Source organism: Paenarthrobacter ilicis (genome assembly GCF_016907545.1).
Taxonomy (GTDB): domain Bacteria; phylum Actinomycetota; class Actinomycetes; order Actinomycetales; family Micrococcaceae; genus Arthrobacter; species Arthrobacter ilicis.
Window position 1 is genome coordinate 269916 of sequence record NZ_JAFBCD010000001.1, and the last position, 26176, is coordinate 296091.

Genomic DNA, 26176 nt, shown 5'->3' on the forward strand with positions numbered 1-26176 from the left:
CAGCAAAGGAACCAGAACTGCCCTTTGTTCTCGACCGAAACCGGCGAGAGGCCTGGGACTTCGAGATGCGCCTGGAGGGTCTGGGGGACTACGAAGCCATCACTAGGATCCGTCCAGCGGTTGAGTACATTTCGCGGAAGCGAAAGCACTTGGCGTATGGGCCGTGGCAAAAGCCCAAACTGCTTCAGGACGGCAGAATTCAGTAATCCTCAACTTCGCCGTCGACACTCATCCGATCTGAGCACTCTTTGTCTACTGATGTGAACAGCTGCTTAGCCAGGTAATGAAGGCGTCGGCAAGTAGATCAGGTTTGATCGCCCGCGGCTGGCTTAGCGGAAACCATGTCGAAAAAGGTGGCGGCTTGCGCTTCGGTCAGGTACTGGAAGCTCTGTGGCGGGCGAACCGTTTCTCCGAGCTTCGTAAGAGGTTGGGGTTCATCGAATTTTTTGGCAGAGCCGACGACAATCCCTGTTCTCAGTTTTTTGTGTGTGTAGTAGTCAAAGAACCGGTCCTTGGAGATGCCCCCTACATTCCTGAATTGATTCCAGAGGTCCCTGGGAGAGGTGGTTGATTGTCTTGAGACTTCAAACCATCCCAGCAGAGACCCCACCGGTAGGGTGGCATAAATCAGAACGTGGCTGACGTCGGCTGCCACAGGCCGTTTCCGGAATTCGACGGACTTGTCTCCGGATAGGATCGCGTCTGCGAACTCGGGACGGATCGACATCAGGGCTACGCGTCCTGCAGTGATTTCGCCCATTGCAATCCATCCTCGGTCTTGATCTGTGCAATTGATTGAGGGGAGTCCGAAAAGACGTTCAGCATTCGAAGTTCTTCGCGGCCGACAGCCTTGTCAAGGACCTGGTCGAGTCGAAACTTGATAGCTAACAGACCTTTGGAGCTCATCTCTTTTAGTTCTTCCGCGGTGTACACGGTTCGTGCACCAGCGAAGCTGAGGACTTCGGAAAGCTCCGCAGTCCTAAGCGTCTGCTCGACGACGCCAACGGCTTGGACAGCTTGCCTTTCGTGAGTCCTCAGGAAGAAGAGCGTATCGCCTGGCCTCAGCGTCTTAATGGGGGAATGACAGATGTAGACCTTACGGACTGCGTTACCGTACGTCGAATCGAACAGTGATAGTTGGGGCTCGGAGGCTGGGAACAGCATGCTGTGATATTCGGGGATGATCGGCACCACGAAGGCTCTGTCCACCAGCCTGCGGCCTGGACCGTATCGACGGTTGTATTCCAAAGGATCAGTTGGAGGCTCAGCCTCTACCCCAGGGTTGAGTATTTTCACTAAGACAAGGTCCTCTGACGGAGCAGCCTTGCGTCCTGAGTCGAAGAAACCAAACTCTCTAAGAAGCGCCAGAAGCGGCTCCTGTTTCTCGGAGGACTCAATGAAACATCGGTCGAACGAACCAGCACGGGCGTATGCGATAACTGCCTCCAGCATCGTCTCTCCCAGCTTCCTGCCTTGGCTGGCATCTGCAATCTTGAATGTGCAAATTTTGAGGCTATTGCTGGGCAGGCCCTCGTCCTCCGGCACCTGTGGTGCCAGCACAGCAATGCCCCTGACGTCAGAGCCACTACCGATAACCAGGCACTTTCTCCGCTGGGCCACCACCTTGTCCTGCCACCACTGGTCGAAATTGGGGTAGTCCTCTCCCAAAGATTCGAAAAAGCCTTGGTGAGGGTCGATGGTGTGGGGCGCAACGTCATCGACACTTTAATGAGGGGGGAGGTGCCCCTTCAGCGCCCCTAGTGCATCTTCCAGTGTCATCACACGTTCTTGAAGCCCGAGCTGGGTTGCGTGTGCGAGAAGGCGCCGATCCTCGGTAACGAGCCACGATGCTGCGTTGCGTTCGAGAGCCAAGAGCAAAGCAGCATCCACCCCGTCGTTGCTCCGGGGATCAAGGCTGCGGCTGTAGCCGGCAGATGCCAGGAAATCTTCAGTCAAGGAAAGTCCTTCCAAGAAGGAGTACTTTCCCAGTTGGTTTTGGCGGCGCTGCCACAACGTCTCATTCTGGATGCGTGCAAAGTCGTATCGCTGGTTTTCGATGATCCAAACCTGCCCGCCGGCTGCGTGAATCATCCGGTACACGGAAGAGGCCTTGGAATGGTTCACATGGTGGGCATTGCTATCGCCTTCAATGGCCACGACAATGTTGGTGTCCAAAATGACTCGCAACGTGTCTTCCACAAGTTCGGACTTATTGTCTATCTGTTCCCCATTTCTAAGATGCCAAGTCCCGCCGCCGGACCACGTGCGATAACGGCCTTTTGCAAGGCTATCCGGTCGGCGAATAGTAACGCCGGAAGCCTCACGCAGGTTTACGAGATCTCTGACAAGCTATGTCAGGAAGTGCGGATGGCTATGGCCCGTGACCCTTCCGACACCAGGGCTTCGGCCGCGGCTTTGGCGTCCTGGTACGTTTCGGCTTCTGCTTCTACGTGGCTGAGTTGGCCGTTGCTGGCTTCGATGGTCAGTGTCACTTTCACGCCCAAAATTTTAGGACGCCACAACAACGCGGAGTTGATCCAGTGCCGTCAGCAGGGGCGTGGGGTCCCGCGTCTCGCGTAGGTCTACAGGGCGCCGGCCGTCCAGGGTGGGGGAGGGGATCATCATCCACAGCGCGAAGTAGTTGTGGGGGATCCGCAGCTCCATGGACCGCTCGAACAGTCCGGTCACCACGGGGTTGAGGGAACGGTCGGGAAGGAATTGGTAGCCGGGGCAGAACGTGTCCTCATCGATGAACACCCGAAATAACCGCCGCATGATGGGTCCGGGATACACGGGCCCGGTTGCGAGGCGTTCCTGGACCTGTTCGAGGCTGGGGAGTCCGAACTCGGACTTGGTTCTTTCCCACAGCTGGTCCGGGACAGGCGCGCGGTACAGGTCAGGTGGCATCAGGTGATGGATTCGATCTGCCAGGTTTCGGCCAGTGGTTCACGGCGCAGCGTAAACGTCCGCAACTCCGAGTCCCCGGTAGGGGGCCTGGCTTGAACTTGCCAGTGTTCGACGCTGACCAGGTCACCGGTGCCCACGGCGGCGCGGGTGTGGGTCTCCCACCATGCGTCCCTGCCGTACCAGTGACCGGTGTGGACGTCAGGATCGACCATCCAGATTTGCCCGTCGTGGCGGATCGCCAATGGCGTCCCGTCAGTGCTGAACCGGACCTGGGCCTCCGGGAGGGCTAGATGTGATGAAGGCATGTTGTTGCCGTCCCCCAAATGATCAGGTCAGAGAGTGCAGGGACGCTGGTATCCGGGTAGTCAGGATTATCCGCTTGCAGGACCACCCCGTGGGGTGTGACCCGCAGCCGTTTGATCGTCAGTTCACCGTCCAGGACAGCGATCACCACTGAGCCGTCCTTGGGTTCCAGCGCACGGTCCACCAGGAGCTCGTCACCGACGCTGATGCCGGCCTGCTCCATGGAATGGCCGCTCACCCTGACGATGAACGTGCTGGTCACGTCCTTGATCAGGTGCTCATGGAGGTCGATCCGGTCGTCAAAGTAATCCTGGGCAGGGGACGGATACCCGGCCGCCACCGCCACCGGTGAAACCGCCACTGCGTCCCCCTGTTCGGGGTAGACGACCCCAGCGACCGACCCTGTGCCTGCTGGCCGCCTTCGGGAGGGAGCGGCCGGTAGTTGAAGCACGGAGGAGCGGCTAGTGTGGGCGCATGACGACTCGAGTCAATGAACGTACCGCACTGGTCACCGGGGCAACGGCGGGACTGGGGGCGGAATTCGCACGCCAGCTCGCCGAGTCCGGCCACCATCTGGTTCTGGTGGCCCGCGACGAACAGCGGCTGAAGGAAAAGGCCGCGGAACTCGAGCGCGACTTCAGTATCTCGGCGGAGACCCTGGCCGCTGACCTGACCACCGACGTCGGGGTGGCGGCGGTGGCGGACCGCCTCAGGGACGCAGCCAGGCCCGTGGACGTGCTGGTGAACAACGCCGGAATCGGGCTCTTGAAATCGTTTGAAGACAACGACGTGGACGAGGAGCGGAAGCATTTGCGGCTCCACGTCCAAACGCCCATGGAACTGAGCCATGCGGCGCTTGAGGTCATGTTGCCTCGGGGTGAGGGCCGGATCATCAACGTGGCCAGCGTTGCGGCCTTCGCCAACCGGGGCACGTATTCAGCAGCCAAAGCCTGGCAGGTGACCTTCAGCCGCTGGGCCAATACCTCCTACGGGAAGTCCGGCGTGCAGGTCACTGCCGTGTGCCCGGGATTCACGCACACCGAATTCCACGACCGTATGGGCATGGATAAATCCGTGGCTCCCCGGTTCCTGTGGCTCACGGCGGAGCGGGTGGTCCGTGAAGGGCTGGCGGACAACAAACATGGCAAAGCGGTGTCCATTCCTACCCGCCGCTACAAGGTGCTGAGCTTCTTTGCCCGTATCCTCCCCGCGCAGCTGACAGCAGGCCCGCCGCGCCGTCCGCTGAAACCCTAGCCGCTGGAACCCCAGCCGCTGGACCCTTCATAAAAAGCGGGGTTCACGCCACCCTGTTCCGCCGCTGAACTATTACGGCAACCGCGATCCCCACCACCGCGCCAACGAACGTCTCCACGGCACGCTCCAGCACCAGCACTCCGGGATCCATCGGGGAGGCGAGTTGGGCGATCAGCAGGACCACCGGAGTGAAGAACACCATGGCCCAGCCGTAATGCCGCGCCATGAAGAGTTCGGTGGGGAACTGGCACAGGATAACCACCACGGCAAGCACCACCGCGGAGTGCCCCGGAAAGTACTGCAGCGGTGACAACGGGCTGGGGAAAAGTACGACGGCGACCACCACCAACCCGAGGAACGTCCCCACGATCCTGTGGATGCCCCGGTGGACGCGGCTCGGGAGGTCGGCGCCGGCCAGCGGGACAGCCGCAGCGGCCATGGCCCAGTGCGGATGGCCGCTGCCGCTGAGGACACCGATGGCCCCGGCTGCGCTCACCGCCAGGGAGTAACGTGCGGCGTGGATCAGGGCTGCCTGCCGCAGGGGCCCGCGGAGGGCCGGCACGTTCCGGCCCGCTCCCGGCACCCAGCGCCGGTACCGGGCCCAGCCGGCAAAGCCGACCACAATGGAGAACAGGGCCGATCCCGCACCGATGAGTACCGCCGTCGTCAACTGAACATTGGTGGGTACCGACGCGCAAGCCCCCAAGGCCAGGATGCCGAAGAACGGGCCGATCGGCTTGAGGCTTACAGCATCCGCATACAGGGATCCGATTCCCGCGAACAGGGTTGCCACCAGCACCAGCCACCACGAATGAATGTGGTTGACGGACAGGACGGCCCCAATGGTCAGCCCGCCCACCAGGATCAGCGCGGCCTGCGCCTGGTGTTTGAGCCGGAGCTGATGGGATTCATTGCGCCCGTACATGCCCGTCAGCGCGCCGAACACCGCGTACAGCATGAGGTCCGGGCGTCCCATGAGGACCAGCACCAAGGCAGGGACTGCGACGCTCAAGGCAACCCTGACTGCGGACAGGCGATCGTTGTTGGCCGGGCCCAGGCGGTGCAGTTGGCGGGCATACGCCATGATTGCGGGCACAGGGAACACCACCAATCGATCAGGGATTATCTCTGAAATTAGCAGTGCTCCAGCATGCCCGCCATAAGCCCGGTCACAAGTGGTAGCAACTTCTGGGAAGATCAAGCTATGCCTGTCGCCTTCGTCTGCCGCACCCGCTCCAATATGCCGCCGCAGGAGCTCTTTGACCTTTCGCGGAACATCGATGCCCACGTGGGTTCCATGACCAAGAGCCGGGAGAAAGCAATCGCCGGCGTCACCACCGGCCTGATCTCGGAGGGCGACACCGTCACCTGGCAGGCCTGGCACCTCGGCGTCCGGTTCCGCATGACCAGCAGGATCGTACGGATGGAGGCCCCGTCGTCGTTCTCCGACGAACAGGTGAAGGGCCCCTTCAAGTACCTCCGCCACACGCACGAGTTCCGGCCGGACGGCACCGGCACGCTCATGGTGGACACCATCGAGTTCGCGGCGCCCTTCGGGCTGCTGGGCCGTGTGGTGGAGAAGCTGGTGCTGGGCCGCTACATGCAGAACCTCATTGAAAAGCGCAACGAGTTCCTGGTCGCCCAGGAGCAACAGAACGACCCGCTGCAATGATCAGGCTGGCGCATTCGGATGATCTGGTGATCCTCCAGGACATTGAACGCGCTGCGGGCCAGGCTTTCCGTGCGCTTGGAATGGACCAGATCGCGGACGATGATTCATTTACCCTGGCGCAGCTTCATCAGTACGCCACGGCGGGCCGGGCATGGGTCTATGTTGATGGGTTGGATTACCCGTTGGCCTATCTCTTGGCGGACATCGTGGACGGTGAGGGCCACGTGGAGCAGGTGAGCGTCCACCCGGATCATGCTCACCAGGGCCTGGGCCGCGAGCTGCTGCATGCCGCGCGCGTTTGGGCCCGGGGCCACGGGATGCACCGGCAAACGCTGAGTACTTTCCGGGATGTGCCGTGGAACGCCCCGTACTACCGTCGCCTTGGATTCGAAGTGCTCGACGCCGGCAGCTGGGGTCCGGAGCTCACCCGCCTCATGGAGCACGAGGCGGAGTTGGGTCTGACCCGTTGGCCCCGCGTCGCCATGTGGCGCCCGGTGGTTCCGCCGCAGTAATCCCGGCGATCTCTGGCATGCGCCGAGTCTACGAGGTCCGGGCCCGTTCCACATCGGCAGCGCTCGCAGCCTCACCACGTTCACGGAGCCCGGCAATCACACCGTCGACGTCCGCGGCAGGACGGTTCTGGCTCAGCTTGGCCTTGGCGTCCACCCGGGAAATCAAGAGTTCGACGCCGACAATCGCCCTCAGTTGGCCGGCGATGAAGCGCTGGGGCGCGTCCTCCACGCTCCACGGGTCCCGCATCCCGGCCTCGTGGTGATTGGAGAGCCGGCGGACGTGCCTGCCCAGCCACTCGGCATCGTCGTGGATAACAAGCTGACCGTAAACGTGGGCAGTGGAGTAATTCCACGTGGGCACCACCCGGCCGTGCTCCGCTTTGGACGCGTACCAGGACGGCGAAATGTAGGCGTCGGCACCTTGGACGATCATCAGTGACTCGCCGATCGCTGGTGAGGACCACTGCGTGTTATTGCGGGCCATATGTGCGTGCAAGGCGCCGTGCTCACCCACCGTAGGCTCATAAACAAACGGCAAGAGCGTGGCCAGCAGCCCATCCTCAGACATGGTGACCAGATTGGCGGCACTGGCTCCGGTCAAGAGCGAGTCAACAGCCTCCGGGGATGCGGCAAAGTGCGCTGGGGTGTACATGGTTGTTCCTTTCAGAACCGGAATGGTCAGGAGTTCGACGGCGGGTTGAGGCGCACGCGGACAGCGGCGCCGGCGCAGATGATCACCGCCAGGCCACCCACCACGGTGGTCCAGGTGATGGACTCGCCCAGCAGCAGCCCGGCCCACGCAATGGTCATCACGGGTTGGACCAGTTGGATTTGGCTTACTTGGGCCATGGGGCCGATCGCGAGGCCCCGGTACCAGGCAAAGAAGCCCAGGAACATGCTCACCACCCCCAAATAGGCAAAGGAGAGCCACTGGGCGCCGGATGCGGAGGGCAGTCCGGAGCTGAGCGAAACCACAGTCAGGGCGATCATCACTGGGGAGGCGACCACCAGCCCCCAGGAGATGGTCTGCCAGGATCCGAGTTCGCGGGCCAGCAGGCCACCTTCTGCGTAGCCAACAGCAGCGGCAAGCACGGCAGCCAGCAGGAGCAGGTCCGCCCAGTGGAGCGAGCCGAACCCTCCGGACTGGACCAGTGCAAAGACCAAGGCCGCGACCACTCCGGTGAGCGTCAGGACCCAGAACAGGGGACGCGGGCGTTCCCGTCCGCGAATCACGGCCGCTGTGGCTGTGGCAGCCGGGAGCAGCGCGATCACCACCGCTCCATGGCTGGCTGAGGTGCTGGTGAGGGCAAAAGTTGTCAGCAGCGGGAAGCCTGCAACCACACCTCCGGCCACCACGGCCAAACGCACCCATTGGGAAGCGCGGGGCAACCGCTGCCCGGTAAAGCCCAGGGCCAATGCCGCCAGCAGTGCGGCGACCACGGCCCGGCCGGCTCCAATGAACAGGGGAGACATGCCATCAACAGCCACGCGGGTGAAAGGAACTGTGAAGGAAAAGGCCAGGACGCCCAGCAGGCCCCACCAGATTCCGGTGGATGTGCGGGCGGATACCACTGCCCGCGAATGAATAGTAGCGCTACTATTGTGACTCATGAACAACGATAGCAGTTCCCGGATCGCCCTGCGATTGAAAGAGTGGATCTCGGATGCAGCACCCGGCGCGAAGCTGCCATCAACCCGGCACCTGGTGGCCGAGTACCAAGCGAGCCCGGTGACAGTCCAAAAAGCCCTGCGGACCCTCACGGCGCAAGGCCTGATTGAAAGCCGCCCCGGCGTTGGGACGTTCGTCCGCGCATTCCGGACAGCGAGGCCGTCGGACTACGGCTGGCAGACGGCTGCCCTGCGATCGGCCCAGGCCGCGCGTCCGCTGAACTCAGCCGCCATGCGGAGCGCTTCCAACAACGTCATCGCGTTCCACTCCGGCTACCCGGACCGTGACCTGCTTCCGGAACGTCTGGTCCGCGCAGCACTGACCCGCGCAGCCCGCGGCGAGGCAGCCTTGTCCCGGCCTCCGGCCCAGGGTATCCCCGAGCTGCAGTCCTGGTTCGCCAATGAGCTCAGTACCTCAACGCCGGTTGGCGTGACGCCGCCCCAGCCCAGCGACGTCGTGGTTCTTCCCGGCAGCCAAAGCGGCCTCAGCTCGATCTTCCGCGGGCTGGTGGGCCACGGCCAGCCTCTGCTGGTGGAATCGCCCAGCTATTGGGGTGCGCTGCTGGCTGCCGGCCAGGCGGGCGTGAAGGTGATTCCAGTTCCCAGCGGTCCGGAGGGGCCGGATCCCGAAGAGCTGGACAGGGCTTTTGAGGAGTCCGGTGCCAGGCTGTTTTATGCGCAGCCCAATTTCGCCAATCCCACGGGTGCCCAGTGGGCGGCACGTCGTGGCGAGGAAGTGCTGAAGATTGTCCGCAGGCATGGAGCCTTCCTGGTGGAGGACGACTGGGCCCACGACTTCGGCATCACGGCACCCTCTGTCCCGATCGCGGCCAAGGACGACTCCGGGCACGTGGTGTACATCCGCTCGCTGACCAAGAGCGTGTCACCGTCCATCCGGATCGCTGCGGTGATCGCGCGCGGCCCGGCACGTGAACGGATCATGGGCGCGCAGGCGGCCGAGTCCATGTACGTCAGCGGCCTGCTCCAGGCGGCGGCCCTGGACGTGGTCACGCAGCCGGGCTGGCAGACGCACTTGCGCGGCCTCAAGCACCAGCTCCAGTCCCGCCGCGACCTCCTGGTGACCAGCCTGCGGGAGCATGTTCCGGAGGCACACCTGAGCCACTTGCCAAAGGGCGGCTTGAATCTGTGGCTCCGGATGCCGGACGGGTTCGACGTCGGGCAACTCACCGCCGATTGCGAGGCCGCGGGCGTCCTCATTGCGGCCGGGACGGAATGGTTCCCGGCCGAACCGGAGGGGCCCTATATCCGGCTCAACTTTGCCGGCCCCAACCCGGGAGCGTTCCCCGAAGGGATGCGGATCATGGGCGGGAAGGTGCGGGGGTTGCTGGGATCCTGACGCGATCCCGTCGCCCGCCCGCTATCCCGTCGCGGGGCAGCAACGCAGGCGCGGGGGAGCGACGGGGTTGCGGGGCAGCAACTCAGGCGCGGGGCAGCGACGCGGGCGCGGCCGCAACCGGCCGCCGTCGTGCGCCCTTAAACGCCGCAGCCACCCCCGCCAAGGAGAGCGCCTTGGTGGTGGTGGCTGCGGTGGGCGGCCGGTGGCCGCGAACTAACGGTGTGGCATGCAGAAGTCGCAGGCTTTTCCCTTAGGCGGGCGTCATGTCCTTGTTGCCCTTCCGGAACGATGAATCATCGATGGGCTGGCCATCGAAGGGCATCTGATCCAGGTTGATCAACGGGTTGGTGTCCTGGGTTTCCACCAGTTCACGTGCTTCTGCCTGCGTGTCCACGCTGGGCATGGAGCCCGGCAGCGGGCGGCGGGCCGATTCCGGCAGGAAGAAGATGGCAATGGCGCCGATGATCGAGGTACCCATGAGGTAGTACGCAGGCATCATGTCGTTGCCCGTACCTTCAATAAGTCCCTGCACAATGAACGGCGTGGTTCCACCGAAGATCGCAACGGAGAAGTTGTAGGCAATGCCCATTCCGCCGTAACGGCTGGAGGTGGGGAACAATGCCGGCAACGCGGAGGCCAGGTTGGCCACATAGAACGTCACGGGGAAAGCGATCAATGCCAGGCCGGCCAGCGTGGACCAGATCTCACCAATGCCAATGAGCATGAAGGCCGGGATGGAGAACACCACGGTGCTGCCCGCGCCAACCCACAGGACAGGGCGGCGGCCAATACGGTCGGAGAGCCGGCCGGTGAGGGGAATGCAGATGGCCATGACCACAAGGACCGGGATGGTCAGCAGGGTGCCGTGGACGGGATCGTAGCCCTTGGAGTCCGTGAGGTATGTGGGCATGTAGGACGTCAGTGCGTAGCCAACAATGTTCGCTGCAGCAGCCAGGATCATGGCCAGCAGGATCTGGCGCCAGTATGCCTTGATGATGCCCATGGGTCCCTTGGCAGCAGCAGCATCCTGCGATGCCGCATCCTTGGCGGACGCTTCCTGGGCATCAAGGGTGGCCTGGAACTGCGGGGATTCCTCGATCTTGCTGCGGAAGTACACGGCGATCAGGCCCAGCGGACCTGCGATCAGGAACGGAATCCTCCAGCCCCATTCCTCCATGGCTGCCTGTCCCAGCGTGAGCTGCAGGACGGAAACCAGCGCGGCGCCCAGGGCGAAGCCGATGTAGCTGCCCATATCCAGGAAGCTGGCGAAGAATCCGCGGCGCTTGTCCGGGGCGTACTCGCTCACAAAGGTGGTGGCACCGGCGTACTCGCCGCCGGTGGAGAAGCCCTGGATCAGCTTGAGGATCACCAGCAGCGCTGCGGCCCAAATGCCGATCTGCGCGTAGCCGGGCAGGAGGCCGACGGCGAACGTACTTGCCGCCATGATCATCAGTGTTGCTGCAAGCACCTTCTGGCGGCCCACTTTGTCGCCAAGCCAACCGAAGACGATGCCGCCCAGGGGTCGTGCGATGAAGGTCGCGGCGAAGGTGCCCAGCAGGAAGAGTGTCTGGACCGACGGGTCCGCTTCCGGAAGGAAGACGGGGCCCATGGTGGTGATGAGGTAGCCGAACACGCCGACGTCGTACCATTCCATGGTGTTGCCGACGATGGTGCCGCCGAGTGCTTTGCGAAGCATCGGCTTGTTTACCACGTTGACGTCGGACTCTTTGAGCCGGCGCCTCGGGCGAAGCTTGGTCTTCTTCGCCGCGTTCTTTACTGCGTTCATTGCGTTTGCGGCGGCCGGGTTACGGCCTGCCGCTACCTTGTGTCCTGTGGCGTTCCTTGCGCCATCCGGAGAGACGGTGTTGCTTTGGTCTGTGGGCATTTGGGCTTCTCCTAGGGAGGTCATTTGCTTGCGACTTCTGCTGCCCCGCTCTGGGCAGGCCTTCAATTTTACGCGTTTTGCCCGGAAAACCCGAGTTGGGAGCGAGTTTTTTGGGTGTTTGAGGCTTCAAATTGCCTAGGTGTGTTCCATCTCATTACCCGCTTTTACCCCGCTATCACGCGGAAGTCGAGGGGTTCTTGCCTCCAGGAGACCGTTGTTACCAAATTGTTTAGCAGAGCCCACTTAACATGCTGATATCGGCCCCAAAAGCTGACGGATAAGGGCCCTTAGGGTGCCGTTCCCAGGACCATCGTGGCGTCGAATTCATTGTCCCACTTCACTGCTCCGGAGAGTCCTGAGCTTGCCAGAATCCGGGCCGTGGCCTGCGCCTGCCGACGCGACGTTTCGATCAAAAGCGAACCTCCCGGTGTCAGCCAATCACGTGCGTCCAGCGCCACCCGACGCTGGACCGCCAAGCCGTCAGCACCGCCGTCGAGCGCCACCAGCGGTTCATGCAGCCGCGCTTCCGGAGGCATCATGTCGATGGATCCGGTAGGGACATAAGGGGCGTTGACCACCAGCACGTCAACGCGTCTGCGGAGGTGTCCGGGAAGGGCGCGGTAGAGGTCGCCCTGATGGACCTGGCCGCCGCGGGCCTCGACATTCCGGCGGGCGCACCGGACAGCAACGGTGTCGATGTCCGCAGCATGCAGTTCCAGCCCGCCCACCAGCTCGGACAAGGCTGCGCCCACGGCGCCGGAACCACAGCAAAGATCCACGACGACGGCCCCCGGCTTAGCGATCGCGGCAGCTTGGCGGACCAGGAACTCCGTGCGGCGGCGGGGCACAAAGACGCCGGGATCCACGGCCATGCGCAGTCCGCAGAACTCAGCCCACCCAATAATGTGTTCCAGGGGCAGTCCGTTCACCCGTTGCTCAACCATGCCGGCCAACTCCTCCGGCGATTCCGCTGCGCCGAGCAGCAGGCGGGCCTCATCCTCGGCAAACACGCAGCCGGCAGCCCGCAGGGTGGTGACGATCAACGCACTCCGGATCACGAGTGCCATGCTAGTCCAGGGGTTCACAAACCTGCAGCCGATTGGTTAGGGTATGTCCCATGGGAACACTGATTTTTGAGTAGACCGGCCCGCGCCTTTCCATAGGCCCGCTGCACGCGTCTCAAAGACAAGAATCCACGCCTGTTGAGGCTTGCCTCCACGCCGTTCCCGTTGTCTGCGCATTCCTTTGAACGTTCAACACACGGGATACGTGTCTCTTCAGGGCTCACACACTTTTAGGAGTCCACATGACTGCCAACCCGTCAGATAACAACACACAGCCCGCTTCCGGCGGCATCAAGTCCAAGCTCACCGACGCCCAGAAGGCAATGCTTGCCAGCAAGTCGGGCGGGGGAGCGCCCGCCGGCTGGCAGAGCACCGGAAAGGGGCACAAGCCCACCTCCACCAGCGGCAAGCAGGCAAAGACCGAGAAGAAAGTCCGCTGGTAAATCCTTACCGCACAGCATCATCCGCACACTGCACAACCCGCACACTGAAAGGGAAGAATCATGACTGCCAACCACTCAGCAGAAAACATCAATCCTGAAGTAGCGAGCCATCTGGTGGAGTCCATGGACATGGCACCCATGCCGGAACCGGCAGCCGTGGCCATGACGTTGGGGACGGACCAAACCCGCCAGTGGCCGGACGGAAACGGTAAACACCGCCACTCCAAGGACCGCGAGCAAGCGCACGGCCGGATGGGCCAGGGTGCGGCTGTTACGGCCACCCACCGGACCAGCCGGCCGCAGATGCCGCACTCGTCCTAAGCTCCTGCCGGCGACCCACACCCAACTAGGTCGCAGCAGTGCGCGTTTTGAGCTCTCAGAACGCGCACAAATGCGACCTAGTTGGGCTGGGCCACGTCCTCGGAGGACTTGTCGGAGCGCCAACCACGCCACACCGGATGACGCAGCCGCCCAGGTCCGGTCCAGTTCCCGAACGCCACTTCCGCCACCAGCTCGGGGGTGACCCAGTGCGCCCCGGCCGCGTCCTCCCGGGGAATATCCCGAAACGGCGATTCGCTGATTTCCCGGGGTTCCAGTTCAGCCATGATGTCCCGTAACTGCCAATCCTTGAAACCAGTGCCCACGCGGCCCACGTAATGCAGCTGGTCACCGTCCGGAATTCCCAGCAGCAGTGCACCGAATGTTTCACCGCGGGCTCCTGCCCCGGGCCGCCAACCGCCCACCACCACTTCCTGGCTCTGCTCCAGTTTCAGCTTGAGCCACGCCTTGCTGCGGCGGCCCACGTACCGGCTGTCGGCCTTCTTGGCCATGACGCCCTCCAAGCCGAGCTCCCCGGCGCTGGCCATCAGATCCTCCACGTCGTCGTCCAGGACTGCCGAGAGGTGCAGGGGTGAACCGGAGGACAACCGCCCGGCGAAGGCGGACAGCCGTTCGCGGCGCTCACTGTAGGTCAACCCGCTGAGGTCAGCGCCGTCGTCGTACATGAGGTCGAACAGCATCAGCTGCACCGGAACGGCGGTCCGGGCTTTCTCAACGTCCGCCGCCTTGGCCAGGTTCATCCGGAGCTGCAGCCTGCCGAAGTCCGGCGCGGCGTTCTTGCCCAGCGCCACGATCTCCCCGTCCGCCACAAATTCGCCCTCAGGCCAGTCGGCGCGGTGCGTGAGCTCCGGGTACGTGGCCGTGAGGTCGTTTCCATTCCGGCTCATTAAGCGAACGTTCTCCCGGGTACCCGTGACGACCGCCCGGATGCCGTCCCACTTGAGCTCGAACAGCCAGTCATCACCGTGAAGATCGGCGGTGGTTCCTGAGGTCGCCAGCATGGGCGCGTAATCGCGCAGGGGCTCGGTTTGGGTTTCGGGTGCCTGCTGCTTGGCCGCCACGGGTTTCCGGCCGCCGGGCTGCTCCTTCATCAGGTGGATCAGCCAGCGGTCCCCGGTGTTGATCAGCGCAAACCGTTTGGTGCCGCCCAAACCGCCACCCGGCTGGCCCGTGACGGTGACGATCACTTCCTTGCCGTCGCGCCACTTCTCGCAGGTGTAGTCGCCGTGGTCCCAGATGGTCATGGTCCCGGCGCCATACTCGCCCTTGGGAATGACCCCCGCAAAAGTGGCGTACTCCAGGGGGTGGTCCTCGGTGTGGACGGCCAGGTTGTTCCGCTCGGTGGTCTCAGGAACCCCCCGCGGGAGCGCCCATGAAGCCAGGACGCCCCCATGTTCCAGCCTGAAATCCAGGTGGTAGCGCCGCGCATGATGTTCCTGAATCACAAAAATGCCCCCCGATGGCGGCGGGTCGCCCGGTTCTGGTTGGGCGGAGGACGGCTGGGAGGCCGTAGCGGGGACGGGCGACGACGGAAACGGTTCCGGCGTTTTGCCGGGATCGCGCATCCCTATGTACTTGGCGAGCCGGCTTTCCGCGGTCACGCCGTGTGGCGGCAAGTGCCGATCGGAGATGGGTGCAAAGTGGTCCGTGCCCGTCCGGATCCGCTCCATGACAGCGGTGAAGTCCAGATGCTCCAGGGACGGTGATTCCAGTTCCTCCCACGTCCGGGGCGCGGCCACCGTTGGCTGTGCCCTGCCGCGCAGGGAGTAGGGGACGATGGTGGTTTTGTTGCCGCTGTTCTGGCTCCAGTCCACCAGGACTTTGCCCTCGCGGAGGGATTTCTTCATGTCGCTGACCACCAGATCCGGGTGGTCGGACTCCAGCGCACGGGCGAGCTCGTGGGCGAAGGCCGACACCTGCTCCGAGGTCAACGTGCCCTCCAGCCCCGTGTAGAGGTGGATGCCCTTGCTGCCGCTGGTCACCGGAACCGGGTCCATGCCCATGTCCTGCAGGATGGAACGGGCCAGGAGGGCAACCTCGACGCATTCCGGCAGCCCGGCGCCCGGGCCCGGGTCAAGGTCCAGGACGAAGCGGTCCGGCCTCAGGGGCTTGCCCGCCGCATCCACCTGCCACTGAGGCACGTGGATTTCCAAGGACGCGATCTGGGCCATCCACGTGAGCGTGGCCAGGTTGTTCACCATCGGATAGACGTTGGTGTGGTCCGAATGCTGGATGGCGGCCCGCGGGATCCACGTGGGAGCGGAGTCCTCCAGGTTCTTCTGGAAAAACACCTGGCCCGGGTGCTCGTCTGTCCCCACGCCGTTGACCCAGCGTTTGCGGGTTACGGGCCTGTTGGCTGCGGCGGGGATCAGGAACGGCGCCACGGCGGCGTAGTACTCCAGCACCTCGGCCTTGGTGGTGCCGGTTTCCGGGTAAATGATCTTGCCCAGGTTGGTGAGGGTGAGCTCATGGCCTTCAACGTTCACGCGCTCTTGCTGCTTGCCTGCCACCGTGTCCTCTTCTCCTGGGCTGGGTTGTGCGGTTGACTGGGTCAATGAGGGCCATTTGGAAGGGATCCATCGCGTTCGGTCTGGTCAACGTACCAGTGAAGCTCTACAGTGCCACGGAAGATCACGACATCAGCCTGCATCAAGTCCACAATAAGGACGGCGGGCGCATCCGGTACCAGCGGAAATGCGAAATCTGCGATCAGGTTGTTGCCTACGAGGACATTGACAAGGCGTACGAGGAAGAGGGCCGGACCGTTGTCCTGACCTCGGCGGAGTTGAAGTCCCTTCCGGAAGAGAACAGCCGTGAAATCGAAGTGGTGGAATTCATTCCCGCTGAGCAGCTGGACCCCATCATGTACGAGCGCAGCTACTTCCTGGAGCCGGACTCCAAGTCTCCCAAGGCGTACATGCTGCTCCGGCAGACCCTTGAGGACAGCGACAGGATCGCCATTGTCCAATATGCCCTGCGCCAGAAAACCCGCTTGGGTGCCCTGCGGGTCCGCGGCGACGTGCTGCTGCTGCAGGCGCTGCTGTGGGGCGATGAGGTCCGCGAAGCAAAGTTCCCGTCACTTGAAACCGACATCAAGATTTCGGACAAGGAACTCGAGATGTCATCGGCGCTGGTGGAGTCCATGGCCCACGACTTTGACCCCGACGAGTACACGGACGATTACCAGGCACAGTTGAAAACGCTGATCGAGGCCAAGCTGGAAAAGGGCGAGGCCCTGGACACCGAGGCCACCTTCGGCAACGTGGAAGGAGAGGGGGACGGCGGCGACGTCATCGACCTCATGGAAGCGCTGAAGCGCAGCCTGGACAAGAAACGCGGCAAAGAGAAAGCGTCCGACGACGACGCTGCCGCCGGCAAGGCGGCCAGCAAGCCCAAAGCGCGGGCCAAGAAAAAGGCCTGATGAGGAATCAGTGGTTCCGCAGCATGGAAATGAGTTCGGCTTTCTTCTTTCCGGAATAGCCGGACAGCCCCAGTTCCTTGGCGCGGGTCTTCAATTTGTCCACGGTCCAATCGTCGTAGTCCCCGGACTTACCGCCTTTGCGTCCCACTTCCTTGCGTCCCCGTGCGGCTGCCGCGTTGGAAATGCGTGCAGCCTTTTCCTTTGACGCGCCATCCTTACGCAGTTCCTCGTAAAGTTCGGGGTCCTTGATGCTGGGGTTTTTCTTCTCGGGCATTGCGCGCGGTCCTTTCCGTTGGGGCGATGTGTTGACGGGTTAATTATTTGGCGGCGGGTCCGGTGGCTGTTTCTTCAGGCACCCGTTTCGTAGTGGGGCTCGGCAACAGGTTTGGATTCGGGCGATCCCCGCTCGCGCAGGTACACCGAAGCCCCTACCAGGACGGCCACAGCCAGGAACTCGCTCTGCCAGTTCTGGAAAGACTCGAACCAGAACTGGCTGGAGCCAAGATACTCCCATGTGGACACCGGAGGCAGGCCGTGGCTTTGCTGTTCCTCGTTGTAAGCCGCCGTGCCTCCTATGGCGTGCAGGGTGAAGGAGGCCAGGAACAGAAGGGCCAGCAGCCCGGACAGGGAGTGCTCGTAGACCTTCAGCACCCAGCCGCCACGCCTCACCGGCCAGGGAGTCTTGGCCGTCCGCTCAGCCTCCCGGGGATCTTCGTCCTGCGGGGAGGGCTTGCCCAGGGGTTTGGACTCGGAGGAACCTTTTTGGAAGAGGAAGACCGTGAGGACCACGTACGTGGCCATTTGAAGAAATTCCGACTCCCAGTTTTCAAACACTGCCTCCACAAAATGGCCCGTGCCCAAATACCCGGCAATGCTGACAGGAGGTCCGCCGTGGGTTTGTTGTTCCTCACTGTAATTTGCCGCACCGGAAATGATCATTCCGCCAAAAAAGGCCAGGAATAGTCCACCATTTGCCAGCAAGAGCCCGTGTTCCTTGACCCAACGGCGGACCGGGTGGTCACGGGAGGGAGTACCCGGCGCATCCTGCCGGTGAACGTCCCGCAGCATGTCACACCTCCTTTTCGCGATCGCCGTCGCGGTCGCCGGTGACTACGGCCCGGCGTTGCAGCCAGATAGGCATTGCCACCACAAACACCAGCAACACCAGGATGACGCTTGCGCCGGCCACCAGTCCCGCTGTCCGCCCTGCCGTGACGTCGAAAACCAAGGAAGCAGAGCCTGCTATCAACAGGGCGACCCCGGCCAAGGCCCATTTGGTGATGATGTCAGCGCTGGCCACCAGCACTGTCTTGAGGCCGTGGCGGAAGAGTCTCCTGTGGACGCTGACCGGCAGGACTATCAGGACGGTGGTCAGGGCCGCGGTCATCACATTGAACAGGTACAGATTCTTTTGCCAGTCATCCAGTTCCCCGAACCGGGACTGGAAGGGGAGGGTGAGGAGAAAGCCGCCAAGGATCTGGACCCCCGTCTGGAGGACCCGTATCTCTTGGATCAGTTCCATCCAGTTGCGGTCCATCCGTTCCTCGGTGGATTCGTTCCGGCCGATTCGCGGTATCTGGTCAGGCTCTGCCATGGGTCCACCTTTGCAGCTGATTCCCTTGGAATAGTTCCTGCGCTATTCCACAATTCCCGTGTGTGCTTGACTGGTGAATGTAGTTCGCCAGCCGTGAACAGCGACACTTTTCATTGTACTACTAAGCACCCTTATGAAAGGCTGGCTGTACTCAATGAACGTCCACGAGAGGAACACATGAAAGCGTCACAGAAGCTTGCAGACAATCTTCAGATCGTCCTGACAGACCTTATTGAGCTGCAGCTCCAGGGAAAGCAAGCGCACTGGAACATTGTGGGACCCAACTTCCGGGACCTCCACCTTCAGTTGGACGAGCTTGTTGTGGCAACCCGCGAGTTCGCCGATGACACCGCAGAGCGCATGCGCGCACTCCACGCGTTGCCGGACGGCCGCAGCGCCACCATCGCCAAGGGAACCCGTTTGGAAGAGTTCCCCGCCGGCCTGATCAACACCAAAGAGGCCGTCAAGGTAGTCACGGACCGTGTTGAGCGCGCGGTCCAGACCATGCGCGACGTCCACGATGACGTGGATGAGGAAGATCCCACCACAGCGGACCTCCTGCACGCGTTCATCTCGCGGCTGGAGCAACTGGTGTGGATGATCAACGCCGAAATCATGACCGCGGGTGCCGCTGTCACGGATCCGGACGAGGCCTAGCAGCAACGCGGACCAGGCTGATCGCGGACCGGGCGCCAGGACATGCCCAGGCTGAAACGAAGCGACCTTTCCAAGGCAGGCATCACCCGCCGCAAAGTTGGCAAGGGGTTCAGCTACCGTCACCCGGACGGGAGCTTGGTCAGCCCGGAGGATCGCCAGCGCATCAATGCGCTGGCGATCCCTCCTGCATGGACCGACGTATGGATTGCTCCCTACGATCACGGCCACATCCTGGCGACAGGGGTGGACGCGGCAGGGCGCAGCCAGTACATGTACCACCCCCGGTGGAGGGAACGTAAGGACTCCGAGAAGTTCCAGCGGGCTGCGGAACTGGGCTCGGTATTCCCCTCCATCCGGCGTGCCGTCACGCTGCAGTTGAAGGACACGTCCTCGCCAAAGCAGCAGACCGTCGCTGCCGCCGTCAGGCTCATGGACCTTGGAGCCCTCCGCGTGGGTTCGGAGAGTTACATGCGCCAGAACGGTTCCTACGGGCTCACCACGCTCCGCTGCAGGCACGCCAAGGTGAAGGACGGGGCTGTGGCACTGAAGTTCCTGGGCAAGAGCGGCCAGTTGTGGGACACCTCCATCAACGATTCCGCCCTGGCGGACTTCCTGGAACCCTTGTCCCGCAGGCCGGGCAAGGAGCGGCTGCTGTCCTACAAGACCGACGGCGGTTGGGTGCCGGTGGATGCTTCCATGATCAACGAGTACCTGCGCAGCATTGCCGGCGCGGCGTACACCTCAAAGGATTTCCGAACGTGGAAAGGCACCGCCACGGCCGCGCTGAGTTTGTTGGACTCCAACGGCACCATGACCAGGCCGCAGGCGTTGGTGAAGGCCATGAAGGACGCAGCAGCGCTACTGGGCAACACTCCCACGGTGGCGCGGACCTCCTATGTTGACCCCCGGATAGTGGAGGCCTACCTGGAGGGTGAACTGGAGGACGTCAAAGCCACGGAGCCTTCCATTGCCGCATTCCTGATCGACAAGCAAAGCTGACCCACTCGATTCCACAGACAGAAAAGGGGCCACTGATATCAGTGGCCCCTTTTCTGTTGGCGCTGTGCGCCGGGTTATTGCGTGCTTACTCGGCGTCGTGATCCGTTTCAAGGATCTTGACCAAGGTGTCCAGCGCAGCGTCTGCGCCGTCGCCCTCGGCCCGCAGCACAACGACGTCTCCGTGGGCGGCACCAAGGCTCATAAGGGAGAGGATGCTGGCGGCATCCATGGCGTCGTCTGCCGGCTCGCCCTGGCGGGCGATGGTGACGTCTACATCCAAGTCACCTGCGGCCTCTGCGAAGATGGCTGCCGGGCGGGCGTGAAGGCCGACGCGGCTCGCGATGGTGGCTGTACGTTCAGGCATGGGTTCTCCTTTTGTGGTGGATGACTTAGTGGGAATTCTAGACGCTGACGGTTGCCGGAGCGGCTTCTGTTTCCACAGGCTTCTTCACGGCCCAGCGCTTCAACGCGATGACCAGGACTGCGGTGATGACCACGCCCACGGCGATCGAGAGGAAGAAGAGCAGGAAGTTGTCGATTGCGAAGAAGACGAACAGTCCGCCGTGGGGTGCTTTGGACGTGACTCCGAAGGCCATGGACAGGGCGCCGGTCACAGCGCCGCCCACCATGCTGGCCGGGATGACGCGCAGGGGATCGGCTGCCGCGAAGGGGATGGCACCTTCGGAGATGAATGAGGCTCCCAGGAGCCAGGCTGCCTTGCCATTCTCGCGCTCGGCCAAGGAGAAGAGCTTCTTGTCCAGCACGGTGGCCAGGGCCATGGCGAGCGGGGGAACCATGCCTGCGGCCATGACTGCTGCCATGATCTGCCACGGGGCCTGGTTGGTGACGCTCGCAGCGCCGAGGCCTGCAACGGCAAAGGCGTAGGCAACCTTATTCACGGGGCCGCCGAGGTCGAAGCACATCATGAGGCCAAGGATGATGCCCAGGACAACTGCGCCGGCACCCGTCAGGCTGGACAATCCGGTGTTCAGGGCGTTGGTGAGGGCAACAATCGGTGCACCCAACACAAGGAACATCAAGCCGGATGCCACCAGTGATGCCAGGAGCGGAATAATGACCACCGGCATCAGGCCGCGGAGCCAGCGGGGAACGTCCAGCTTGCCGATTTGGTAAGCCACGTAGCCGGCCAGGAGGCCGCCGACGATGCCGCCCAGGAAGCCCGCGCCCATGAAGCCGGATACCGCACCGGCCACAAAGCCGGGGGCAATGCCCGGGCGGTCAGCAATGGCGTAAGCGATGTAACCGGCCAGGGCCGGAACCAGGAAGCCAAGTGACAGTGCGCCGATCTTGAACAGCACCGCGCCAATGTAGGCGCCCAAAGGACCCCAGGCGTTATCCGGGAACTCGGTGGGCAGGTTGAAGATACTGTTTTCAACCACAATCTTGTCCGCGAACCCGGTGATCAGGTATCCGCCCATCAGGAAGCCAAGCGCGATCAGGAGGCCGCCACCTGCCACGAACGGGATCATGTAGCTGACGCCGGTCAGGAGTGCCCGCTTCAGCTTCTGGCCGATGTGCTCACCCTTTTCCTCGGCTTCGCGGTCAGCCTGCTCTTCGGCACCGAAGTGCGGGACGCGCCGTGCATGCGGATCCTCGGCGGCGGCCAAAGCTTCCTGAACCATCTTGGTGGGTTCGTCGATGCCGCGCTTGACCGGAGCGTTGATGACCGGCTTCCCGGCGAAGCGCTCCTTGCCGCGGACATCGACGTCCACAGCGAAAATGACGGCGTCGGCGGCGGCAATCACGGCCGGATCCAACGGCTTTGCGCCGGAGGAACCCTGGGTCTCCACCTGCAGGTCCACGCCCATTTCCTGCGCTGCGGCAACCAGTGAATCAGCCGCCATGTAGGTGTGCGCAATACCGGTGGGGCAAGCGGTCACGGCTACGATGCGCTTGGGTGCGGCAGCCGTCGTCGTGCTGGCTGCTGCAGCCGCCTCGGGGGCCGGTGCAGCGTGTGCGGCCGGCTTGTCCGCCAGGGCGCCGTCGACCAGGTCCACGATCTCCTGATCGGACGAAGCCGCGCGCAGCGCTGCCGTGAAGTCCTTTTTGATGAGCGAGCGGGCCAGCTTGGACAGGAGTTTCAGGTGTTCCTGGTCTGCGCCGTCCGGTGCTGCGATGAAGAAGATCAGGTCTGCCGGGCCGTCCTTGGCACCGAAGTCCACCTTGTGTGACAGGCGGGCCATGGCCAGGGCAGGCTCAGTGACGGCAGCCGAACGGCAGTGGGGGATGGCAATGCCGCCCGGCACGCCCGTGGCGGTCTTCTGCTCGCGGGCGAAGGCGTCGGTGAAGAGCCCTTCAACCTCGGAAGCACGGCCTGCTGCGGCAACCTTGCCGGCCAGGACGCGGATGACGTCGGCAGGGGAGTCGCCCAGGTTCTGGTCAAGGGTGACCAATTGGGGTGTGATCAGCTGGGTCACTGTTAATCCTTCTGGAGGGCCGTGATGGTTACGGCGTCGGGGGTTGTCTGGTGGACTGCCGGGACAGTGGAGCCCGGCAGCGAAGCAGCAGCGGCACCATGTGCCACGGCCTGACGAAGGCAGTCCTGAGCGGAACCACCCTGGGTTGCTGCCAGCAGGTAGCCGGCCAGGGACGAGTCCCCGGCGCCTACCGTGCTGACGGCTTTGATGGGCGGGTGCGTGGCGAACCATGCACCCTCGGTGGTCACCAGGACTGCGCCCTTGGACCCGAGTGTTGCGAGAACGGCACCTACACCACTGGCAACGACGGCGGCAGCGGCCTCAGCCGCTTTGGCCGGGTCAGCTTCCAACTGCTCAGCGGTGGAGACATTGGTGAATCCCGCGGCCGCGGCAAGCTCGGCGAGCTCTTCGGCGTTGGGCTTCAGGAGGTCAGGCTTCCCGGCGGCATCGCCCTCCAAAGCGGCCGCGAGCGGCGCCCCGGAGGAGTCAATGGCAATGCCGGGGACGGCCATTCCCTGGGCGTTCGACCGGAGCCGACGCGCGATTGTGGCGTAGAAATCTGCAGGAACCCCCGGTGGGAGCGAGCCTGCAAGAACCACCCAGCTGGCGCCACGGGAGCGGTCCAGCAGCAACCCGATCAGGGCTTCCTGCTGTTCCTGGCTCAACTCCGGGCCGGGTTCGTTGATCTTTGTGGTGATGCCATCGGGTTCGGTGAGGGTGACGTTGCTGCGCAGCGCCTGGCCGATGGGCAGCGCGGCGTAGGGCACACCGGCGTCGAGCAGTCCTGAAAGAACGGGATCCTGGTCCCCGCCCGGGAGGACAGCCAGGGTTTCCAAGCCGGATGCCACCAGGGCGCGGGAAACGTTGACGCCCTTTCCGCCGGACTCCTGGTGCACGGCAACGGCGCGCTGGACCTCGCCGCGGGACAGTGGGCCGGGCAGTTCAACGGTCCGGTCCAGGCTGGGGTTGGCGGTCAAGGTGACGATCATGCGATCACCACGTCAACGCCGGCATCGGCCAAAGCCCGGGCAAGCTCGGGGGAAGGTTCAGAGTCTGTGATCAAAGTGTCAACATCCTTCAGTGCGGCGAACTGGACCAGCGTTTCGGCGTCCAGCTTGGAAGAATCGGCCAATGCCACCACGCGACGGGCGGACTGGACAAAAGCAGCCTTGACGGCGGCTTCCTCGGGATCGGGCGTGCTCAGCCCAAAATCGGGGTGGATGCCGTTGGCACCCACAAAGGCGATGTCCGGCCGCAGCCGGTAGGCAGCTTCCACCGTGGACTGCCCGACGGCGGCCTTCGTCAGTCCGCGGACCCGCCCACCCAGGATCTGGAGTGCTATCCCCGGAGTGGAGGAGAGTTTGCCGGCGATGGGAATGGCGTGGGTGATGACTACAAGTTCGTCGGAGACATTTGCAGGGGTGCGCTGGGCGAGCAGGTCAGCGAGCGTTTCGGTAGTGGATCCGGCGTCGAGAAGTACGCTGCCGCTGGTGAGTTGGGGGATGAGGGCGAGTGCCGCCTGGGCGATCCGCAGCTTCTCACCCTGGCGCTGGATGGCGCGCTCAAAGATGCTTTCCTCACGGGTGCTGAGGCGGTCCGTGGGAACCGCTCCGCCGTGGACCCTGCGGAGGCTGCCGGAAACTTCCAAGGCCGCGAGGTCGCGACGGATTGTTTCCGTGGTGATGCTGAAACGGTCGGCGAGGTCGGTGACGCTGACGCGGCCGCGCTCTGCGACGAGTGCGGAGATTTTTTGTTGGCGCTCTTCTGCGAACACTTACCCTCCATTGCGGTAAAGCCAAGATCCGTTCGCGTGACTGCTGTCACAACGATGTGGAATTGCTTGACTCTATCTTTGTTTATGTTGCGAAGTCAATAGAAAACAACATAAACACAGATTGGAGGTGGGTGGCGTGGGGTTTTACGTCAGGTGCGGGCGATCCTTTCGTGCGCGCTGTCATGGTGATGTCCCGGCCTCCGGGGCCGCAGGGACGGCGGTACTTGGGAGGGATACGCGCCCGAATTCCAGCCATTTTCCAGGTAGTCGATAGGCAGGTTGGCCGGATCCGGCGGGTCAGGCAGCCTCTCCCCTTGTTCTTGGTGCCTCCGGTCCCTAGTCCGGAATCTCCATGCGGAATCCGCAAAGGCAGCCCAGGATCCTGGTGTTGATCAAGACCTCGTACATGCGCAGTGGCTCCCGCGGATTCAGTGCCAGGGGTGCCTGGATCCTGCGGAGCTCGCAGCTTTTGGTTTTCATTGGCTCGCCGCAGTGCAGGTACTGGCCCCCAAACTGGAGCACGCCCTGGACCAGGCCCGGCCGGTTCAAAATCACCGCGACCTTCTGCACCGAGGCAACCTGCCGGTAGATGTACCTGCAGTCGCAGCACTCATAGGCCACATCCACCATGTTGGGCACTGGCGGGTAATGGGACTCGATGGAGTTCACCACAAGGCGCTTGTCCGTATTGCAACGGTGGCACCACAAGGGTGGGTCGGGTGGTTGGTGGGCTTCATCCGGAACTCTGGACGCTGGCTGGGCCGGCATGGGTCTGTACCTCTGCATCAAAAAAATGCGGGACGCCCGACTGCTTGAGCTGGAAAGCCTGGGTCCATTGGGGTGGGCCGTAGCAAGATTGTGCACATAGGTGCACCGCAGATGCAAGGATTCTGCCGTCTTTCGCGACAGGGTGGCAATACGGCGGGTAGACGAGCCTAAAATGGGGCATGAGCGAAATGAAGGTTGATCTGGCGCTGCCTGAACCCTCCCGGGCGCCGGACGATGCTTCGGTCCCCGAGCAGCTGCAGGACTTGGTGATTGACAGCGAGGATGTGGGCGGATTCCTGCATGAACTCGCCGTATTCTCCGCCGCCGCGGTGTCGGCGGCGGCGGGTGTGGAGGTCCTGTGTGGCGTGACCCTCAGCCGGCGGCGACGGACCGCCACAGTGGCCGGCAGCAATCACGAGGCCCGGCTGATCGATGAAGTCCAGCAGGCCTATGGCGATGGACCATGCCTTGAAGCCATGCGGACCCACCAGACCATCCATGTTCCTGATACTTCCACCGAGGAGCGGTGGGCTGAGTATTGTTCGGTTATCGCCGAGCGCGGCCACCATGCGGCGCTGTGTGTCCCCCTTGAGCTGGACGAAGGTGCCACCGCTGCCCTCAACTTCTTCGCTCCCCGGCCCAACGTCTACGATCCCCAGACCATCCGTGACTGCGAACTCTATGCCAGCCAAGCTGAGCGCTCGCTGCGCCTGGCGGTGCGGATCGGCGTCAAGCAGCAGCACGCCGAAGATCTTCAAGACGCCATGCAGACCCGCACCATGATTGACCTCGCCTGCGGCATCATCATGGGTCAGAACCGGTGCTCGCAGGATGAGGCATTCCAGATGCTGAAGAAGGCATCCAGCAGCCGCAACCAAAAACTGCGGGACGTCGCTGATGCGATCGTCCAGTCCGTGAGTAAGCAAGCAGCGGTGACCCACTTCGACGCGTGAGCCGCATTGGTAAGTGGGGAGGCGGGCGCGCGCAGGCTTGTGACGTGCGCCACCAATGACTTACATTCATACATGGGTTAAGCAGATAGCCCTTGGAGCCTCATGATTTTCGCCATCACCAATGGCCCAAAAACTGCGCTTGAAGCTGTGGCCCTCTATCGGCCGGTT

Annotated in this window: 31 protein-coding genes; 10 read left to right on the forward strand and 21 right to left on the reverse strand. The window is 63.0% G+C overall.

Features of this window, described 5'->3' with window-relative positions:
- Window positions 1–304: 304 nt before the first annotated feature.
- The 7 genes from JOE60_RS01305 to JOE60_RS01335 form a co-directional block, all read right to left on the reverse strand.
- A complete protein-coding gene (locus tag JOE60_RS01305; RefSeq protein ID WP_204814807.1) occupies window positions 305–760 on the reverse strand; it encodes an ASCH domain-containing protein in 456 nt (151 codons plus the stop codon).
- The gene (locus JOE60_RS01310) at window positions 733–1668 is read right to left on the reverse strand and encodes a GNAT family N-acetyltransferase (protein WP_167265664.1); all 936 of its coding nucleotides are present in this window, start codon (window positions 1666–1668) and stop codon (window positions 733–735) included. Before JOE60_RS01310 ends, JOE60_RS01305 begins: the two co-directional genes overlap by 28 nt.
- Before the next feature lie 57 nt (window positions 1669–1725).
- Window positions 1726–2199: a PIN domain-containing protein gene (locus JOE60_RS01315; RefSeq protein ID WP_167265662.1), complete on the reverse strand. Its 474-nt coding sequence runs from the start codon at window positions 2197–2199 to the stop codon at window positions 1726–1728.
- 155 nt (window positions 2200–2354) lie between these two features.
- Window positions 2355–2498 (reverse strand): hypothetical protein, encoded by a 144-nt coding sequence (locus tag JOE60_RS01320; protein WP_167265660.1) that lies wholly within the window; start codon window positions 2496–2498, stop codon window positions 2355–2357.
- 10 nt (window positions 2499–2508) lie between these two features.
- Window positions 2509–2907 (reverse strand): hypothetical protein, encoded by a 399-nt coding sequence (locus JOE60_RS01325; protein ID WP_167265658.1) that lies wholly within the window; start codon window positions 2905–2907, stop codon window positions 2509–2511.
- A complete protein-coding gene (locus JOE60_RS01330; RefSeq protein WP_167265656.1) occupies window positions 2907–3212 on the reverse strand; it encodes a hypothetical protein in 306 nt (101 codons plus the stop codon). Before JOE60_RS01330 ends, JOE60_RS01325 begins: the two co-directional genes overlap by 1 nt.
- Window positions 3194–3571 (reverse strand): translesion error-prone DNA polymerase V autoproteolytic subunit, encoded by a 378-nt coding sequence (locus JOE60_RS01335; RefSeq protein WP_167265654.1) that lies wholly within the window; start codon window positions 3569–3571, stop codon window positions 3194–3196. Before JOE60_RS01335 ends, JOE60_RS01330 begins: the two co-directional genes overlap by 19 nt.
- A gap of 113 nt (window positions 3572–3684) precedes the next feature.
- Between JOE60_RS01335 and JOE60_RS01340 the strand changes: the two genes are divergently transcribed.
- Window positions 3685–4464 (forward strand): SDR family NAD(P)-dependent oxidoreductase, encoded by a 780-nt coding sequence (locus JOE60_RS01340; RefSeq protein ID WP_167265652.1) that lies wholly within the window; start codon window positions 3685–3687, stop codon window positions 4462–4464.
- Between the two features lie 43 nt (window positions 4465–4507).
- On the opposite strand, the gene JOE60_RS01345 is transcribed toward JOE60_RS01340, so the two are convergent.
- Window positions 4508–5560 carry an FUSC family protein gene (locus JOE60_RS01345; protein ID WP_338112557.1) on the reverse strand — a complete coding sequence of 351 codons (1053 nt, stop codon included), beginning with the start codon at window positions 5558–5560 and terminating at the stop codon, window positions 4508–4510.
- 108 nt (window positions 5561–5668) lie between these two features.
- Between JOE60_RS01345 and JOE60_RS01350 the strand changes: the two genes are divergently transcribed.
- A complete protein-coding gene (locus tag JOE60_RS01350; RefSeq protein WP_167265650.1) occupies window positions 5669–6136 on the forward strand; it encodes an SRPBCC family protein in 468 nt (155 codons plus the stop codon).
- Window positions 6137–6162: 26 nt separating this feature from the next.
- Complete coding sequence (locus JOE60_RS01355) at window positions 6163–6648, forward strand: GNAT family N-acetyltransferase (protein WP_338112556.1); 486 nt, start codon at window positions 6163–6165, stop codon at window positions 6646–6648.
- 28 nt (window positions 6649–6676) lie between these two features.
- Here the strand turns inward: JOE60_RS01355 and JOE60_RS01360 are convergent, their stop codons facing one another.
- Both JOE60_RS01360 and JOE60_RS01365 read right to left on the reverse strand, forming a co-directional pair.
- Window positions 6677–7300: an FMN-binding negative transcriptional regulator gene (locus tag JOE60_RS01360; protein WP_167265646.1), complete on the reverse strand. Its 624-nt coding sequence runs from the start codon at window positions 7298–7300 to the stop codon at window positions 6677–6679.
- A gap of 26 nt (window positions 7301–7326) precedes the next feature.
- A complete protein-coding gene (locus JOE60_RS01365; protein WP_167265644.1) occupies window positions 7327–8259 on the reverse strand; it encodes a DMT family transporter in 933 nt (310 codons plus the stop codon).
- On the opposite strand from JOE60_RS01365, the gene JOE60_RS01370 reads away from it, so the two are divergent.
- A complete protein-coding gene (locus tag JOE60_RS01370) occupies window positions 8258–9673 on the forward strand; it encodes an aminotransferase-like domain-containing protein (RefSeq protein WP_167265642.1) in 1416 nt (471 codons plus the stop codon). The genes JOE60_RS01365 and JOE60_RS01370 overlap by 2 nt on opposite strands.
- 250 nt (window positions 9674–9923) lie before the next feature.
- Here the strand turns inward: JOE60_RS01370 and JOE60_RS01375 are convergent, their stop codons facing one another.
- Window positions 9924–11558 (reverse strand): MFS transporter, encoded by a 1635-nt coding sequence (locus tag JOE60_RS01375; protein ID WP_167265640.1) that lies wholly within the window; start codon window positions 11556–11558, stop codon window positions 9924–9926.
- Window positions 11559–11845: 287 nt separating this feature from the next.
- Window positions 11846–12625, reverse strand: a complete 780-nt coding sequence (locus JOE60_RS01380; RefSeq protein ID WP_167265638.1) for a putative protein N(5)-glutamine methyltransferase — start codon at window positions 12623–12625, stop codon at window positions 11846–11848.
- A 239-nt stretch (window positions 12626–12864) separates the two neighbouring features.
- Here JOE60_RS01380 and JOE60_RS01385 point away from each other — a divergent pair, with 239 nt between their 5' ends.
- The gene (locus JOE60_RS01385) at window positions 12865–13065 is read left to right on the forward strand and encodes a hypothetical protein (RefSeq protein WP_167265636.1); all 201 of its coding nucleotides are present in this window, start codon (window positions 12865–12867) and stop codon (window positions 13063–13065) included.
- 60 nt (window positions 13066–13125) lie between these two features.
- The gene (locus JOE60_RS01390) at window positions 13126–13386 is read left to right on the forward strand and encodes a hypothetical protein (protein ID WP_167265634.1); all 261 of its coding nucleotides are present in this window, start codon (window positions 13126–13128) and stop codon (window positions 13384–13386) included.
- A gap of 77 nt (window positions 13387–13463) precedes the next feature.
- Here JOE60_RS01390 and JOE60_RS01395 read toward each other — a convergent pair whose 3' ends face one another.
- Entirely contained in the window at window positions 13464–15914 is a 2451-nt protein-coding gene (locus JOE60_RS01395; RefSeq protein ID WP_167265632.1) for an ATP-dependent DNA ligase, read from the reverse strand.
- 44 nt (window positions 15915–15958) lie between these two features.
- On the opposite strand from JOE60_RS01395, the gene ku reads away from it, so the two are divergent.
- The gene (ku, locus tag JOE60_RS01400; protein WP_167265630.1) at window positions 15959–16825 is read left to right on the forward strand and encodes a non-homologous end joining protein Ku; all 867 of its coding nucleotides are present in this window, start codon (window positions 15959–15961) and stop codon (window positions 16823–16825) included.
- A gap of 7 nt (window positions 16826–16832) precedes the next feature.
- Here the strand turns inward: ku and JOE60_RS01405 are convergent, their stop codons facing one another.
- From JOE60_RS01405 to JOE60_RS01415, 3 genes are all read right to left on the reverse strand, one after another.
- Window positions 16833–17099 carry a DUF7218 family protein gene (locus JOE60_RS01405; protein ID WP_167265628.1) on the reverse strand — a complete coding sequence of 89 codons (267 nt, stop codon included), beginning with the start codon at window positions 17097–17099 and terminating at the stop codon, window positions 16833–16835.
- A 74-nt stretch (window positions 17100–17173) separates the two neighbouring features.
- The gene (locus JOE60_RS01410; protein WP_167265626.1) at window positions 17174–17893 is read right to left on the reverse strand and encodes a DUF6766 family protein; all 720 of its coding nucleotides are present in this window, start codon (window positions 17891–17893) and stop codon (window positions 17174–17176) included.
- Window position 17894: 1 nt separating this feature from the next.
- Window positions 17895–18419, reverse strand: a complete 525-nt coding sequence (locus JOE60_RS01415; protein WP_167265624.1) for a DUF6328 family protein — start codon at window positions 18417–18419, stop codon at window positions 17895–17897.
- Window positions 18420–18596: 177 nt separating this feature from the next.
- On the opposite strand from JOE60_RS01415, the gene JOE60_RS01420 reads away from it, so the two are divergent.
- Together JOE60_RS01420 and JOE60_RS01425 are read left to right on the forward strand one after the other, a co-directional pair.
- Window positions 18597–19076: a Dps family protein gene (locus JOE60_RS01420; RefSeq protein WP_167265622.1), complete on the forward strand. Its 480-nt coding sequence runs from the start codon at window positions 18597–18599 to the stop codon at window positions 19074–19076.
- Window positions 19077–19118: 42 nt separating this feature from the next.
- Window positions 19119–20075, forward strand: coding sequence for a DNA topoisomerase IB (locus JOE60_RS01425; RefSeq protein WP_167265620.1), 957 nt, complete (start codon window positions 19119–19121; stop codon window positions 20073–20075).
- An 85-nt stretch (window positions 20076–20160) separates the two neighbouring features.
- On the opposite strand, the gene JOE60_RS01430 is transcribed toward JOE60_RS01425, so the two are convergent.
- The 5 genes from JOE60_RS01430 to JOE60_RS01450 all read right to left on the reverse strand — a co-directional run bounded on the left by JOE60_RS01430 (window position 20161) and on the right by JOE60_RS01450 (window position 25055).
- The gene (locus tag JOE60_RS01430; RefSeq protein ID WP_167265618.1) at window positions 20161–20439 is read right to left on the reverse strand and encodes an HPr family phosphocarrier protein; all 279 of its coding nucleotides are present in this window, start codon (window positions 20437–20439) and stop codon (window positions 20161–20163) included.
- 37 nt (window positions 20440–20476) lie between these two features.
- Window positions 20477–22513 (reverse strand): PTS fructose transporter subunit IIABC, encoded by a 2037-nt coding sequence (locus tag JOE60_RS01435; RefSeq protein ID WP_167265616.1) that lies wholly within the window; start codon window positions 22511–22513, stop codon window positions 20477–20479.
- Between the two features lie 2 nt (window positions 22514–22515).
- On the reverse strand, window positions 22516–23502 hold the full coding sequence (locus tag JOE60_RS01440) for a 1-phosphofructokinase family hexose kinase (RefSeq protein WP_167265614.1): 987 nt from the start codon (window positions 23500–23502) through the stop codon (window positions 22516–22518).
- Window positions 23499–24287 carry a DeoR family transcriptional regulator gene (locus JOE60_RS01445; protein ID WP_167265612.1) on the reverse strand — a complete coding sequence of 263 codons (789 nt, stop codon included), beginning with the start codon at window positions 24285–24287 and terminating at the stop codon, window positions 23499–23501. Before JOE60_RS01445 ends, JOE60_RS01440 begins: the two co-directional genes overlap by 4 nt.
- Before the next feature lie 336 nt (window positions 24288–24623).
- Window positions 24624–25055 (reverse strand): hypothetical protein, encoded by a 432-nt coding sequence (locus JOE60_RS01450; protein WP_167265610.1) that lies wholly within the window; start codon window positions 25053–25055, stop codon window positions 24624–24626.
- A 179-nt stretch (window positions 25056–25234) separates the two neighbouring features.
- On the opposite strand from JOE60_RS01450, the gene JOE60_RS01455 reads away from it, so the two are divergent.
- Window positions 25235–26008 (forward strand): GAF and ANTAR domain-containing protein, encoded by a 774-nt coding sequence (locus JOE60_RS01455; protein WP_167265608.1) that lies wholly within the window; start codon window positions 25235–25237, stop codon window positions 26006–26008.
- The last annotated feature ends 168 nt before the right edge of the window (window positions 26009–26176 follow it).

Excerpts from the sequence above, each read along its gene's own strand:
- JOE60_RS01420 (WP_167265622.1), top strand. The coding sequence starts at position 18,597 with ATGAAAGCGTCACAGAAGCTTGCAGACAATCTTCAGATCGTCCTGACA.
- JOE60_RS01325 (WP_167265658.1), bottom strand. The coding sequence starts at position 2,907 with ATGCCACCTGACCTGTACCGCGCGCCTGTCCCGGACCAGCTGTGGGAA.
- JOE60_RS01405 (WP_167265628.1), bottom strand. The coding sequence starts at position 17,099 with ATGCCCGAGAAGAAAAACCCCAGCATCAAGGACCCCGAACTTTACGAG.
- JOE60_RS01415 (WP_167265624.1), bottom strand. The coding sequence starts at position 18,419 with ATGGCAGAGCCTGACCAGATACCGCGAATCGGCCGGAACGAATCCACC.
- JOE60_RS01440 (WP_167265614.1), bottom strand. The coding sequence starts at position 23,502 with ATGATCGTCACCTTGACCGCCAACCCCAGCCTGGACCGGACCGTTGAA.
- JOE60_RS01305 (WP_204814807.1), bottom strand. The coding sequence starts at position 760 with ATGGGCGAAATCACTGCAGGACGCGTAGCCCTGATGTCGATCCGTCCC.
- JOE60_RS01340 (WP_167265652.1), top strand. The coding sequence starts at position 3,685 with ATGACGACTCGAGTCAATGAACGTACCGCACTGGTCACCGGGGCAACG.
- JOE60_RS01430 (WP_167265618.1), bottom strand. The coding sequence starts at position 20,439 with ATGCCTGAACGTACAGCCACCATCGCGAGCCGCGTCGGCCTTCACGCC.
- JOE60_RS01370 (WP_167265642.1), top strand. The coding sequence starts at position 8,258 with ATGAACAACGATAGCAGTTCCCGGATCGCCCTGCGATTGAAAGAGTGG.
- JOE60_RS01425 (WP_167265620.1), top strand. The coding sequence starts at position 19,119 with ATGCCCAGGCTGAAACGAAGCGACCTTTCCAAGGCAGGCATCACCCGC.
- JOE60_RS01385 (WP_167265636.1), top strand. The coding sequence starts at position 12,865 with ATGACTGCCAACCCGTCAGATAACAACACACAGCCCGCTTCCGGCGGC.
- JOE60_RS01450 (WP_167265610.1), bottom strand. The coding sequence starts at position 25,055 with ATGCCGGCCCAGCCAGCGTCCAGAGTTCCGGATGAAGCCCACCAACCA.
- JOE60_RS01410 (WP_167265626.1), bottom strand. The coding sequence starts at position 17,893 with ATGCTGCGGGACGTTCACCGGCAGGATGCGCCGGGTACTCCCTCCCGT.
- JOE60_RS01390 (WP_167265634.1), top strand. The coding sequence starts at position 13,126 with ATGACTGCCAACCACTCAGCAGAAAACATCAATCCTGAAGTAGCGAGC.
- JOE60_RS01330 (WP_167265656.1), bottom strand. The coding sequence starts at position 3,212 with ATGCCTTCATCACATCTAGCCCTCCCGGAGGCCCAGGTCCGGTTCAGC.
- JOE60_RS01375 (WP_167265640.1), bottom strand. The coding sequence starts at position 11,558 with ATGCCCACAGACCAAAGCAACACCGTCTCTCCGGATGGCGCAAGGAAC.
- JOE60_RS01360 (WP_167265646.1), bottom strand. The coding sequence starts at position 7,300 with ATGTACACCCCAGCGCACTTTGCCGCATCCCCGGAGGCTGTTGACTCG.
- JOE60_RS01380 (WP_167265638.1), bottom strand. The coding sequence starts at position 12,625 with ATGGCACTCGTGATCCGGAGTGCGTTGATCGTCACCACCCTGCGGGCT.
- JOE60_RS01365 (WP_167265644.1), bottom strand. The coding sequence starts at position 8,259 with ATGAGTCACAATAGTAGCGCTACTATTCATTCGCGGGCAGTGGTATCC.
- JOE60_RS01455 (WP_167265608.1), top strand. The coding sequence starts at position 25,235 with ATGAGCGAAATGAAGGTTGATCTGGCGCTGCCTGAACCCTCCCGGGCG.
- JOE60_RS01350 (WP_167265650.1), top strand. The coding sequence starts at position 5,669 with ATGCCTGTCGCCTTCGTCTGCCGCACCCGCTCCAATATGCCGCCGCAG.
- ku (WP_167265630.1), top strand. The coding sequence starts at position 15,959 with ATGAGGGCCATTTGGAAGGGATCCATCGCGTTCGGTCTGGTCAACGTA.